Annotated in this window: 10 protein-coding genes; 7 read left to right on the top strand and 3 right to left on the bottom strand. The window is 69.8% G+C overall.

All coding sequences use genetic code 11. The features are described from left to right. Positions 1–145: 145 nt before the first annotated feature. The 6 genes from bamA to lpxB all read left to right on the top strand — a co-directional run bounded on the left by bamA (position 146) and on the right by lpxB (position 7,043). Positions 146–2,533, top strand: a complete 2,388-nt coding sequence (bamA, locus tag PKE78_RS13315; RefSeq protein WP_271201389.1) for an outer membrane protein assembly factor BamA — start codon at positions 146–148, stop codon at positions 2,531–2,533. A gap of 96 nt (positions 2,534–2,629) precedes the next feature. After that, on the top strand, positions 2,630–3,703 hold the full coding sequence (lpxD, locus tag PKE78_RS13320; RefSeq protein ID WP_271201390.1) for a UDP-3-O-(3-hydroxymyristoyl)glucosamine N-acyltransferase: 1,074 nt from the start codon (positions 2,630–2,632) through the stop codon (positions 3,701–3,703). Continuing rightward, positions 3,700–4,182, top strand: a complete 483-nt coding sequence (gene fabZ, locus PKE78_RS13325; protein ID WP_271201391.1) for a 3-hydroxyacyl-ACP dehydratase FabZ — start codon at positions 3,700–3,702, stop codon at positions 4,180–4,182. Before lpxD ends, fabZ begins: the two co-directional genes overlap by 4 nt. Before the next feature lie 22 nt (positions 4,183–4,204). After that, positions 4,205–5,017, top strand: coding sequence for an acyl-ACP--UDP-N-acetylglucosamine O-acyltransferase (lpxA, locus tag PKE78_RS13330; protein ID WP_271201392.1), 813 nt, complete (start codon positions 4,205–4,207; stop codon positions 5,015–5,017). After that, positions 5,014–5,868, top strand: coding sequence for an LpxI family protein (locus PKE78_RS13335; RefSeq protein WP_271201393.1), 855 nt, complete (start codon positions 5,014–5,016; stop codon positions 5,866–5,868). Before lpxA ends, PKE78_RS13335 begins: the two co-directional genes overlap by 4 nt. Next, a complete protein-coding gene (gene lpxB / locus PKE78_RS13340; RefSeq protein ID WP_271201394.1) occupies positions 5,865–7,043 on the top strand; it encodes a lipid-A-disaccharide synthase in 1,179 nt (392 codons plus the stop codon). The genes PKE78_RS13335 and lpxB overlap by 4 nt, the downstream gene beginning before the upstream one ends. Before the next feature lie 68 nt (positions 7,044–7,111). Here the strand turns inward: lpxB and gltA are convergent, their stop codons facing one another. After that, positions 7,112–8,404, bottom strand: coding sequence for a citrate synthase (gltA, locus tag PKE78_RS13345; protein WP_271201395.1), 1,293 nt, complete (start codon positions 8,402–8,404; stop codon positions 7,112–7,114). Positions 8,405–8,586: 182 nt separating this feature from the next. After that, positions 8,587–10,014, bottom strand: coding sequence for a glutamate--tRNA ligase (gltX, locus tag PKE78_RS13350; protein ID WP_271201396.1), 1,428 nt, complete (start codon positions 10,012–10,014; stop codon positions 8,587–8,589). A gap of 109 nt (positions 10,015–10,123) precedes the next feature. Here gltX and PKE78_RS13355 point away from each other — a divergent pair, with 109 nt between their 5' ends. Then, positions 10,124–12,454 (top strand): ComEC/Rec2 family competence protein, encoded by a 2,331-nt coding sequence (locus PKE78_RS13355; RefSeq protein ID WP_271201397.1) that lies wholly within the window; start codon positions 10,124–10,126, stop codon positions 12,452–12,454. On the opposite strand, the gene lexA is transcribed toward PKE78_RS13355, so the two are convergent. Then, positions 12,448–13,161, bottom strand: a complete 714-nt coding sequence (gene lexA, locus PKE78_RS13360; RefSeq protein ID WP_271201398.1) for a transcriptional repressor LexA — start codon at positions 13,159–13,161, stop codon at positions 12,448–12,450. The genes PKE78_RS13355 and lexA overlap by 7 nt on opposite strands. Positions 13,162–13,229 lie beyond the last annotated feature (68 nt).

Raw genomic sequence — 13,229 nt, forward strand, 5'->3', positions numbered from 1 at the left:
CCGCGATGAAACGTCGGTATCGTGTCGAGTAGCGAGTTTGCACGTGCGTAAAAGTTCGATAGAAGCGATCGGCGTCCAGCGTCGAAGTCCTTCGGATTTCAGCGTTTGCGCGAGTCCGCAGGAAGGCACGGGGGTCCGTCAACCCATGAAGCGTATCGTACGAGTTGTCGGGCGCGTCGCCGTCGCGTCGTCAGTCGCGGTCGGGGCCGTGGTTGCCGGGACGGGCTTCTGGGTCGCAGGCGTCTCCGAGGCGCACGCCCAGCGCGCCAGCAGCATCGTCGTTCGCGGCAACCAGCGCGTCGACGCCGAGACCGTGCGCTCCTACTTCACCGGCGGGCCGCTCGATCAGGCCCGCATCGACGAAGGCATCCGCGGGCTCTACGCCAGCGGCCTGTTCTCCGACGTCCGCGTCTCGCGCTCCGGCGGCGGGATCATCGTGTCGGTGAGCGAGAACCAGGTCATCAACCGCGTGGCGTTCGAGGGCAACTCGAAGGTCAAGGACGCGGTACTTGCGGCCGAGGTTCAGTCCAAGCCGCGCGGGCCGTTCAACCCGGCGATCGTGCAGGCGGACACCCAGCGCATCAGCGAGATCTACCGCCGCTCCGGCCGCTACGAGGCGACCGTCGAGCCGAAGACGATCGCGCAGCCGAACGGCCGCGTCGACCTCGTGTTCGAGGTCAAGGAAGGCGGCAAGACCAACATCGGCTCGATCAATTTCGAGGGCAACCAGGCCTATTCCGACGGCACCCTGCGCGACCAGATGACGACCACCGAGTCGAACTGGCTGAGCTGGCTGAAGACGTCGGACGTCTATGACCCGGACCGCATCAACGCGGACCTCGAGCTGATCCGCCGGTTCTATCTGAACCACGGCTACGCCGACTTCCGCGTCGTCTCCGCCAACGCCGATCTGAACCGCGAGACCAACGCCTTCACGATCAACATCGTGGTGGACGAAGGCCAGCAGTATCGCTTCGGCGCGGTGAACGTCGAATCGAGCGTGGCCGAGATTGACGCCTCGACCCTGCAGCGCCGCGTCGTATCGAGCTCCGGCTCGGTCTACAGCGCTCAGGACGTCGACAAGTCGGTCGAGGCGATTTCGCTCGAGCTCGCCTCGCGCGGCTACGCCTTCGCGCAGGTCCGCCCGCGCGGCGACCGCAACCTCGAAGGCCGCTCGATCAACCTCACCTACGTGGTCGAGGAGGGCGCGCGCGTCTATGTCGAGCGCATCAACGTGCGCGGCAACACCCGCACGCGCGACTACGTCGTGCGCCGCGAGTTCGACCTCGGCGAAGGCGACGCCTACAACCAGATCTTCATCGACCGCGCCGAGCGGCGTCTCAAGGCGCTGGGCTTCTTCAAGAACGTCCGCATCTCGACCGAGCCCGGCTCGTCTCCCGACCGCGTCATCGTGAACGTGGACGTCGAGGATCAGCCGACCGGCGAGTTCTCGATCGCTGGCGGCTACTCCACCTCGGACGGCATCATCGGCGAGATCGCGCTCGGCGAGCGCAACTTCCTCGGTCGCGGCCAGTACGCCCGCATCGCGGCCCAGCTCGGCCAGAACGTGCAGGGCTTCGATTTCTCGTTCACCGAGCCGTATTTCCTCGGATCGCGCGTCTCCGCCGGCATCGATCTCTATGCCAAGGAGCGCGACGAGACCGACTACTCGTCCTACCGGATCAACACCTATGGCGGCGGGCTGCGCTTCGGCTTCCCCGTCACCGAGGAGATCACGATCGGCACGCGCTACCAGCTCTATCAGCAGGATCTGCGCGTCCCGGGCCGTTACGACATTCGGAACTCCGACGACACTCTCAACGATGATCGCGCGTCGGTCGCGCTGCTCGAGGCGGAGGGCAGGACGCTCACCTCTCTCGCCGGCCTCTCGCTGATCTACAACACGCTCGACAACCCGCGCGATCCCCGCTCTGGCATCTATGCCGAGCTGAAGGGCGATATCGCCGGCCTCGGCGGCGACGTGCAGTTCTTGCGCGCCACCTTCGACACCCGCTACTACCAGTCGCTGTACTGGGACGACCTTGTCGGCATCGCGCGCGTCCAGGGCGGCCACATCGCCGCCTGGGGCAAGGACGACCTGCGCGTGCTCGACCATTTCTCGGGCGGCCCGGACCTCGTTCGCGGCTTCGAGCCGCAAGGCTTCGGCCCACGCGACGTCGGGACGGGCAATCTGGCTGTAGGCAGCCCGAACGACGATCCGCTCGGCGGCACCACCTATTTCGGCGGCTCGCTCGAGGCGCAGTTCCCGATCTACGGTCTTCCGAAGGAACTGGGCCTGAAGGGCGCGGTGTTCGCGGACGCCGGCACGGTGTTCGGCTACGAGGGCGTCACGGACTATCGCGGCATCGAAGTGAACGATCGCGACAGCAAGAAGATTCGCTCTTCGGTCGGCGCCTCGCTGCTCTGGACCTCGCCGCTTGGCCCGATCCGCTTCGACTTCGCCAAGGTGCTGTCGAAGGAGAAGTACGACGAGACGCAGGTGTTCCGCTTCTCGGGCGGTACGCGCTTCTAACAGACGGCTTTCGGCCGGACCAAAAATCTTCTAAACGGGCGGCGAGCCATTGCTTCGCCGCCCGTTTCTCGTCGGCGGCCCCGCCGATCGAGCGACATGATCGAACCGCGTTTCTTTTCCAAGCCCGAACCGCTCGACGTCGACCGGCTGCTGTCGATCACCGGGGCGACGCTCGCCGCCGGCTCCGCGGAGGGGCTCGCGATCTCCGGGATCGGTCCGATCGACCGCGCCGGGCCGGCCGATCTCACATTCCTCGACAATCCCGCCTATGCCGCCGACCTCGCCGAAAGCCGGGCAGGGGCCTGTCTGCTCGCGCCGAAATTTCTGGACCGCGCGCCGGCCGGGCTGGTCGCGCTTGTGTCGCCGGAGCCCTACCGCGCCTTCGCGCGCGTGGCCGCGGCGCTTTACCCCGCCGCCTCCCGTCCGCAGCCGGTGTTCGGAGCGGGCGTCGCGCCCGGCGCGATCGTGCATCCCGACGCGCGGCTCGAGCCGGACGTCACGATCGACCCCGGCGCCGTCGTCGGCCCGCGCGCCGAGATCGGCCGCGGCGCCGTGATCTGCGCCAACGCCGTCGTCGGTCCCGACGTTCGCATAGGGCGCGACAGCGTGCTCGGTCCCGGCGCCACCGTCGTCCACGCCCTGATCGGCGACCGCGTGATCCTGCATCAGGGCGCGCGTATAGGGCAGGACGGATTCGGTTTCGCCATGGGTCCCGGCGGCCATCTGAAAGTGCCTCAGATCGGGCGCGTGGTGATTCAGGACGACGTCGAGATCGGCGCCAACACCACCATCGACAGGGGAGCCAACCGCGACTCCGTCATCGGCGAAGGCTCCAAGATCGACAACCTCGTGCAGATCGCCCACAACGTCGTCGTGGGGCGCCACTGCGTGATCGTCTCGCAGGTCGGCATCTCCGGCAGCGTCACGCTTGAGGACTTCGTGGTGCTCGGCGGCCATGTCGGCGTGGTCGGCCATGTCCGCATCGGGATGGGCGCGCAGATCGCAGGCTCCAGCAACGTCCGCGAGGACGTTCCGCCCGGCGCGCGCTGGGGCGGGACGCCCGCCAAACCCGTTCGCGACTGGTTTCGCGAAATGACGACATTGAAGCGCATCGCTTCGGAAGGCCGGTCCCGGCCGCAGTCCGAGGCGCCTGAAGGTTCCCCATCATGACCGATTTGGAAGCCAAGGCCGACGAGACGCCCAGGACGCTGAGCGCCATCGACATTCACACCATCATGGCCTACCTGCCGCACCGCTATCCGTTTCTGCTCGTCGACAGGATCGAGGAGATCGACGGCGACCGCTCGGGCGTCGGGATCAAGAACGTCACCTTCAACGAGCCGCACTTTCAGGGCCATTTCCCGCAGTCGCCGGTGATGCCAGGCGTGCTGCTGATCGAGGGCATGGCGCAGACGGCCGGCGCGATGTGCGTTTCGGCGCGCGTCGCGCCCGGTTCGCCGCGGATCGTCTACTTCATGACGATCGACAAGGCCAAGTTCCGCAAGCCGGTCGTGCCGGGCGATGTGGTCCGCTACCACATGACCCAGATCAAGAAGCGCGGGAACATGTGGTGGTTCCGCGGAGAAGCGAAGGTCGAGGGCAAGATAGTCTGCGAGGCGGAGGTCTCCGCCATGCTCGTCCACGATTGATCCTTCCGGTTCAGGAGACCTGATGCCTGAAATCCATCCGACCGCCTTCGTCGCGGAAGGCGCGCGGCTGGCTGACGACGTGGTCGTCGGTCCGTTCTGCGCCATCGGCCCCGAGGTCGAGATCGGCGCGGGCTCCGTGCTCCGCAGCCACGTCGCCGTCGACGGCCGCACTGTGATCGGGGAGGGCGCGCAGATCTTCCCGTTCGCGTCGGTCGGGCACCAGCCGCAGGACCTGAAGTACCGGGGCGAGCCCAGCCGGCTCGTGATCGGCCGCGACGCTCTGATCCGCGAGAACGTGACGATAAATCCGGGCACCGAGGGCGGCGGCATGCTCACCGAAATCGGCGACCGCTGCGCCCTGCTCGCGGGATCGCACGTCGCCCACGACTGCCGGATCGGAAACGACGTCATCCTCGTCAACAACGTCATGGTGGCGGGCCACGTGACGATCGGCGACTTCGCGATCCTCGGCGGCGGGTCGGCCGCGCACCAGAACGTCCGCATCGGCGCGCACGCCTTTGTCGGCGGCCTGACGGGGCTTGAGAACGACCTGATCCCCTTCGGCATGGCGACCGGCAACCGCGCGACCCTCGCCGGCCTCAACATCGTCGGCCTCAGGCGGCGCGGCTTCGAGCGCGACGCCATCCACGCGCTGCGCCGCGCCTTCCGCAGCGTGTTCGAATCGTCCGAAGGCACGCTCGCGGAACGAACCGCCGCGGTCGCCGCCGAGCATGCCGGCTCCCCGCTGGTCGAGCGGATGGTCGCCTTTCTCCAGACCGGCGGCGAGCGCGCGATCTGCACGCCGCAGTCCGGCGACGCGGCGGCGCGAGCGTGACGCTTCCTCCGCTCGGCCTGATCTGCGGCTCAGGCTCGCTGCCGCTCGAGGTCGCGGAAGGCGCCCACGCCGCCGGCCGGGACGTGTTCCTCATCGCGCTCCGCGGCTCCGCCGACAAGGGAATCGAGCGCTACCCCCACGCCTGGCTCGGCTTCGGCGAGATCGGCAAGCTGCTCAAGCTGCTCGAAAAGGCGGGCGTGAAGCAGCTCGTGCTTGTTGGGGGTGTCCAGCGGCCGGCGCTACGCGACATCCGCCTCGACATGACCGGGCTGATCAGCATGCCCGAGATCCGGCGGCTGATGTCGGCCGGCGACGATCACCTGCTGAGCGGCGTGACCGGCTTTCTCGCGGCGCGGGGTTACGAGGTGATCGGCGCCCATGAGGCGGCGCCCGGCCTGACCGCTTCGGAAGGCCTGCTCGGCGCGCGCGACGCCACCGCGGCCGACGCGACTTCGGTCGCGGCGGGCCTCGCCGTGCTTGCGGCGCTCGGGCCTCACGACGTCGGCCAGGCCGCGGTCGCCATCGGGCGGCGCATCGTCGCGGTCGAGGCTGCGGAAGGCACCGACATGATGCTGCGGCGCGTGGCCCGGCTGGTGGAGAAAGGCCGGATCAAGCGCGAGGGGCGGGGCGGCGTGCTGGTGAAGGCGCCGAAGCCCGGACAGAACCTGCGCGTGGATCTTCCCGCGATCGGGCCGCGGACGATCGAACTCGCGGCCGCTGCCGGGCTTACCGGCGTCGCCGTGGCGGCGGGCGGCGTGCTTCTCGCCGAACGCGCCCGGATCATCGAGCTTGCGGACAGCTCCGGCCTATTTCTCGCGGGCGTGCCGCAGGCGGCGTTCGGCGCGCCATGACGCCGAGGTCGGTCGCGGTCGTCGCAGGGGAGCGGTCCGGCGACGCGCTGGGCGCCGACCTCGTCCGCGCGCTGAGGGCGAGGCTGCCGCCAGACGCCGCGTTCTTCGGCGTCGCCGGGCCGCGCATGCTCTCGGAAGGCGTCGAAACCCTGTTCGCGATGGACGACATCGCGGTGATGGGGATCGGTCCCGTCATCGCGCGGCTTCCGACGCTGCTCCGCCGCATCCGGCAGACCGCCGACGCCGTCATCGCACGGCGGCCCGACCTGCTCGTCATCGTCGACAGCCCTGATTTCACCCACCGTGTGGCGCGGCTCGTCCGCGCGACGCTGCCGGACCTCGCGATCGTCGACTACGTGTCGCCGAGCGTGTGGGCCTGGCGGCCGGGGCGCGCGGCGGCCATGCGGCCCTATGTCGATCATGTCCTGGCGCTGCTGCCGTTCGAGCCGGAGGCGCACCGGCGCCTCGGCGGACCGGCCTGCACCTATGTCGGCCATCCGCTGATCGAGCGGTTGGGCGAGCTGCGTCCAGGACCGGGCGAGCGCGCCGACATCGGCGCCGAAGGATTGGCGCGCCTCGTCGTGCTGCCCGGCAGCCGTGCGGGCGTCGCCCATCGGCACATGCCGCTGTTCGGCGAGGCCCTGAACCGACTTGGGCTAGACGCGAAGACCGCCGCCGTCACCGTACCGACCACGCCCGGCCTCGCGCCGGAGATCACCCGCATGTCGGAACGCTGGCCGCTGAAGCCGACCATCGTGACGGGCGAGGCCGAGAAGCTCGCAGCTTTCCGGCAGGCGCAGGCTGCGCTCGCGGCCTCCGGCACCGTCACGCTCGAACTGGCGCTTGCCGGCGTCCCCATGGCGGCGGCCTACAAGCTCGAATGGTTCGCGCCGTTGCTGAAGCCGTTCATCCGCATCGAGGCGCCCTTCATCCTGCTGCCGAACCTGATTCTCGGCGAGCGGGCCATCCCGGAGCTCGTCCATCGCGACGCCACGCCCGAGAAGCTGTGCTCCGCGCTCGCGCCGCTTCTGCGCGACGGGCCGGAGCGGCGCGCCCAACGCGACGCGCTCGGCAGGCTCGACGAAGCCATGCGGCTGCCGGACGGCGTCGCGCCGTCCGAACGGGCCGCGGCGGTCACTCTGGCCGCCTGGGCCGCCAAGCGCCGTGGACCTTGAATGAAAAAACGCCCGCGGGATCCGCGGGCGTTTCGACGTCGCAGACGTGACGGCGCTCGGCCGAGCGGTCAGCGGCGCTGGTCGATCGGGACGTAATCGCGCAGCGCGGCGCCGGTGTAGAGCTGGCGCGGGCGGCCGATCTTCTGGCTCGGATCCTCGACCATCTCCTTCCACTGGGCGATCCAGCCGATGGTGCGCGCCACGGCGAACAGCACGGTGAACATGTCGGTCGGGAAGCCCATCGCCTTCAGCGTGATGCCCGAATAGAAGTCGATGTTCGGATAGAGCTTTTTTTCGACGAAATAGTCGTCCTTGAGCGCGATCTGCTCAAGCTGGATCGCGACTTCGAGAAGCGGATCGTCCTTGATGCCCAGCTCGCCGAGCACCTCATGGCAGGTCTTCTGCATGATCTTGGCGCGTGGATCGTAGTTCTTGTAAACGCGATGCCCGAAGCCCATCAGGCGGAACGGGTCGTTCTTGTCCTTGGCCTTTTTGACGTATTTCTCGACGTTGTCAGGCGTGCCGATCTCCGACAGCATCTTGAGGGCCGCCTCGTTCGCGCCGCCATGCGCCGGCCCCCAAAGGCAGGCGATGCCGGCGGCGATGCAGGCGAAGGGATTGGCGCCCGAGGAGCCGGCGAGACGCACCGTCGAGGTCGACGCGTTCTGCTCGTGGTCGGCGTGCAGCACGAAGATGCGATCCATGGCGCGCGCCAGGACCGGGTTGACCTTGTACTCCTCGCACGGCACCGCGAAGCACATGTTGAGGAAGTTCGCCGAGAAATCGAGCGCGTTCTGCGGGTAGATGAACGGCTGGCCGATCGAATACTTGTAGGCCATGGCGGCGAGCGTCGGAATCTTGGCGACCATGCGGATGGCCGCGATCTCGCGCTGGTCCGGATCGGTGATGTCGGTCGAGTCGTGATAGAACGCCGACAGCGCGCCGACCACGCCGCACAGCACCGCCATCGGGTGCGCGTCGCGGCGGAAGCCGGAGTAGAACCGCGACATCTGCTCGTGGACCATGGTGTGGCGCGTCACCAGTCGGTCGAACTCGGCCTTCTGGGCCGATGTCGGCAGCTCGCCGTGCAGCAGCAGGTAGCAGGTCTCCAGGAAGTCGCCGTTCTCGGCCAGCTCGTCGATGGGGTAGCCGCGGTACAGCAGCACGCCCTCGTCGCCGTCGATGAAGGTGATCTTCGACTCGCAGCTCGCCGTCGAAGTGAAGCCCGGATCGTAGGTGAACAGGCCCGTGTGCTTGTAAAGCGTCTGGATGTCGAGGACGTCCGGGCCGACCGTTCCGTGTCGTACGGGAAGGTCCAGCTCGGCGGACCCAACCTTCAGCGTTCCGTTCGCGTCGCTCATGCGCCATGCCCTTCGTCGTTGGGATGCCGATGGAAGTCCTCGGGCGGGCGACGTCCGGCCCCGGAGGGAAGCGCCGTGGGCAGGGACGACTTTAGGAGGACTTCGATTGGCGTAGCCCAAGTTTTGTTGCGGCGCAAATAGGGCGTGGCGCGCAAGCGAGCAGGCCGGTCTTCAATGTTTGATCACGACCGCGCCTGATCCCGGATGCGTCCGAGGCTCTCCTCACGACCGAGCGCGACCAGCACGTCGAAGATGCCGGGCGAGGTCTTGCGACCGGTCAGAGCCGCCCTGAGCGGCTGCGCCAGAGCGCCGAGCTTGACGCCGGCCTCCTCCGCCAGAGCGCGCACGGCGTCCTCCGCCGCGGAGGCGCTCCAGTCCGTGATTCCCTCGAGCCGGTCGGCGAGTTTCGCCAGTAGCGCGCGGGCGTCGTCGGTCAGCAACGCCTCGGCGGCGGGCTCCAGCGCCAGCGGCCGCGCGTCGATCAGGAAGCGGGCGCCGTCGACCAGTTCGACAAGGGTCTTCGCGCGCTCCTTCAGGCCGGGAAGGGCGGTCGCGAGCGCCGGCCAGCGCCCGGTCTCGTCCAGCCGCCGCGCCGCCTCCGGGCCGCCCGGCAGATAGGGCAGCGAGGCCTTCAGCGTCGCAAGCAGCTCGTCGTCCGGCGTCGAACGCATGTAATGCCCATTGAGGTTCGACAGCTTCGCCAGGTCGAACCGCGCGGCCGACCGCCCGACGTCCCTGATGTCGAACCACTCGATCGCCTGCTCCGTCGAGAAGATCTCATCGTCGCCATGGCTCCAGCCGAGCCGGGCGAGGTAGTTCCGCAGCGCCGCCGGAAGGAACCCCATTTCGCGGTAGGCCTCGGCCCCCAGCGCGCCATGCCGCTTCGACAGCTTCGCGCCGTCCGGGCCGTGGATCAGCGGTATATGCGCCATCTTCGGCACGGCCCAGCCGAGCGCCTCGTAGATCTGGGTCTGCCGGGCGGCGTTGGTCAGATGGTCGACGCCCCGGATCACATGGGTGACTCCCATGTCGTGGTCGTCGACGACGACCGCCAGCATGTAGGTCGGCGTTCCGTCCGAGCGCAGCAGCACAAGGTCGTCGAGGTCCTTGTTGGGGATGACGACGCGGCCCTGCACCAGATCGTCGACCACGGTCTCGCCTTCGGTCGGCGCCTTGAGGCGGATGGCGGCGGCGCGGCCGGTGGGTGCGTCGCTCTCCGGCCGGTCGCGCCAGCGTCCGTCATAGCGGGGCGGGCGGCCTTCCGCCTGGGCGAGGCTGCGCATCTCCTCGAGCTCCTGCGCCGTGGCGTAGCAGCGGTACGCGCGGCCCGCCGCCAGCATCTGCTCCACGGCCTCGCGGTGACGGGCGGCGCGGGCGAACTGGAAGATCGGCTCGCCGTCCCAGTCGAGCCCGAGCCAGGTCAGGCCGTCGAGGATCGCGGCGATCGCCTCCTCGGTGGAGCGCGCCCGGTCCGTATCCTCGATGCGCAGCAGCATCTTGCCGCCAAGCGATTTCGCGAACAGCCAGTTGAACAGCGCGGTGCGGGCGCCGCCGATGTGCAGGAAGCCGGTGGGCGAGGGCGCGAAACGGGTGACGACGTTCTCGGTCACGGGCGGTCTCAAAACAGCTCGGGGGTGAAAAGCCTGCTTGCGACAAAGCCGCTTCGCGCGAAGGCGCGCCCGTGTAGCATGGGCCGCAAGCAGGGGAAACAGCGCGGCCATGGGCGGGCAGCCGGGCTACGACGGTCGGAAGCGGGGCGCGCGGGCGATCGCGCTGCCGGGCGCGCGCAGCGCCGGCGAGAACGGCGCGCTTGGCCTCCTCCGGGCCGCCCGCGGCTGGTTCGCGGCCCATTTTGCGGAAGAGATCGAGCTCGGGCGTCCGGCGCTCTGGTTCCCCGTCGCCTTCGGCGTCGGCGTGATCGTCTATTTCGCCGCGGCGGAAGAGCCGCAGCTCTGGGCCGCCGGCCTGCTCGCAGGAGCGGCCGTCATGGGCGTGGTCGCGGCGCGGCGGCGTTTCATAGCGCTCGGCGTCGCGCTTGGGTTGGCTGCGGGCGCGTTCGGTTTCCTCGCCGCGAAGATCGCGGCCGTGCGGGCGGAGGCGCCGCAGCTCGCCCGCGCCCAGCGCGCCGAAGTCGTCGGCCGCGTCGTCCTCATCGAGCCCCGCGACCGCGGCATGCGGCGCGTGACCGTCGCGGTCGAGCGGCTCGGCGACCTCAAGGCCTCCGGGACGCCGCGACGGATGCGCGTGACGATCGGGCGGGAGCCTTCGCTCGACGCCGGCGACCGGTTGGCGCTGACCGCGTTCTGGCGCGCCCCGCAGGGGCCGGTGCGACCCGGAGGCTACGACTTCGCGCGCGTCGCGTTCTTCCAGGGCGTGGGCGCGACCGGTTCGCAGCCGAAGGACGTCCGGCGCCTCGCTCCGGCGGCGGAGGAGACGGCGCCGGAGCGGGTCTCCGCCGCGGTCGAGCGCCTGCGCGCCCGCCTGACCGAACGGGTGGTCCAGGCCATCGGGGGCGGACCTGAGGCCGCTGTCGCGGCGGCGCTGGTGACGGGCGTGCGCGGCCCCATCCCGCAGGACGTCGACGACGATCTGCGCGCCGCCGGCCTCAGCCATATCCTCTCGATCTCGGGCCTTCACATGGCGCTGGTCGCGGGCGTGCTGTTCTGGCTGGTGCGCGCGGCGCTTGCGCTGTCGCAGACCGCCGCTCTCGGTTGGCCGGTGAAGCAGATCGCAGCCGTCGCGGCTCTTGGCGGCGCAGCGTTCTATCTCGCGCTCTCCGGCGCGGAGGTCGCGACCCAGCGCGCCTTTCTCATGGCGGCCGTCGTATTCGCGGCCATCCTGATCGGTCGCCCGGCGCTGACCCTGCGGAACCTCGCCCTCGCGGCGCTCGCGGTGACGGCGCTGACGCCCGACGCGCTGCTCGGGCCGAGCTTCCAGATGTCGTTCGCCGCGGTCGCCGCGCTGATCGCGACGTTCGAGGCTTGGCCGCGCCGGCGCGAACGCCCCGAACCCACGACGCGCCTCGGCGCGGCGATCCGCTGGCTCGGAACGGCCGCGGCGGTCGCGCTCGTCACCACCCTGGTCGCGGGGCTCGCGACGGCGCCTTTCGCCGCCTACCACTTCCACCGCGTGACGCCTTATGCGCTGGCCGGGAACGCGCTCGCGACGCCGCTGATCAGCCTGATCGTGATGCCGAGCGTGGTCGGCGGACTGCTGTTCGCGCCGCTCGGGCTCGACGGGCCGTGGTGGCGGCTGATGGGGCTCGGCCTCGAAGGCGTGCTCGCGATCGCCCGAGCCGTCGCATCCTGGCCCGGGGCGGAGCGCGCGACCGGCGCCTTCGGCGAGGCCTCGCTCGTCCTGTTCGCGCTCGGAATCTGCTGGCTCTGCTTGTGGCGGACGGCGCTGCGGTTTCTCGCCGTCGCGCCGATTCTCGCCGCGCTCGCGCTTGCGGCCTGGCCGACGCGGCCCGATGTCGTGATCGACCCGGCCGGGCGCTCCATTGCGGTGCGCGGACCGGACGGAAAGCTCGCGCTCGTCGGCGCGGGGCGCAGCGGCTTCGCCGCCAAGGTCTGGGTCGCAGCCGACGGCGAGGAGCCGCCGGGCACGTCCTCCGGCGCGCGCCGGGCCGTGGGAGCTGGCCGCTGCGACGCCTATGGCTGCGTCGCGCCGCTTGGCGGCGGGGGCGTCGCCGCGCTGGTCTGGGACCCGCGCGCGTTCGAGGAGGACTGCCGCCGCGCCACGTTGGTGGTGACGCGGCTCGAAGCGCCGCCCGCCTGCTTCGACCGCGCCGCGGTCGTCGACCGCCGCGCGCTCGCCGCGACAGGCGCGCTCGAACTCAAGCGCGACGGCCTCCGATTCGTCGGAACAGCCGCCCGAACGCCCGGAAGCGACCGGCCGTGGTCGCCGGCTGGCCTCGACCCTCCGCCCGACGACGCCCTCCGACTGCAGTTCGCGCCGCGCCGCGCGCCGACATCCGCTGCGTCCGACGCCGTGGATCCCACCGACGACCCGGACGAGCCCGACGAGCGGGCGGCCGAAGACGATCAGTAGCGGCGGATGAGCCCGACGAGCCGGCCCTGGATCGCGACCCGGTCGGGACCGAAGATGCGCGTCTCGTAGGCCGGGTTCGCCGCTTCCAGCGCGATCGAGGCGCCGCGCTTGCGCAGACGCTTCAGCGTCGCCTCCTCGTCGTCCACCAGCGCCACCACGATGTCGCCGGTGTCCGCCACGGTCTGCTTGCGAATGAGCACGAGATCGCCGTCGAGGATGCCGGCCTCGATCATCGAATCGCCGCGCACCTCGAGCGCGAAGTGTTCGCCGGCGGAAAGCATGTCGGGCGACACCGCGATGGTGTGGCTCTTCGCCTGGATGGCCTCGATCGGCACGCCCGCGGCGATCCGGCCCATGACCGGAATCGCCACCATGCGCTCGTCCTCGTCGTCCTCCGCCGCCTGAGGACGGGCCGGACGGACCTTGCCGAGATTGCCCTCGATGACGCTGGGGGTGAAGCGGCCGGCGGGGCGCGACACCGGCGGGGCCGCGGCCTCGGGAAGCTTCAGCACCTCGAGCGCGCGCGCCCGGTTCGGCAGGCGCCGGATGAAGCCGCGCTCCTCCAGCGCCATGATCAGACGGTGGATGCCGGACTTGGACTTGAGGTCCAGCGCGTCCTTCATCTCGTCGAACGAGGGGGGAACGCCGGTCTCCTTCAGCCGCTCATGGATGAAGCGCAGCAACTCGTACTGCTTGCGGGTCAACATGTCCGGCTCCGCGACGTCAAAAAACAAATCATGAACAGATATCTACCTGTTCTAGATGTGTTCCGCAA

The sequence above is a fragment of the Methylopila turkensis genome, from assembly GCF_027922325.1.
Taxonomy (GTDB): Bacteria; Pseudomonadota; Alphaproteobacteria; order Rhizobiales; family Methylopilaceae; genus Methylopila; species Methylopila turkensis.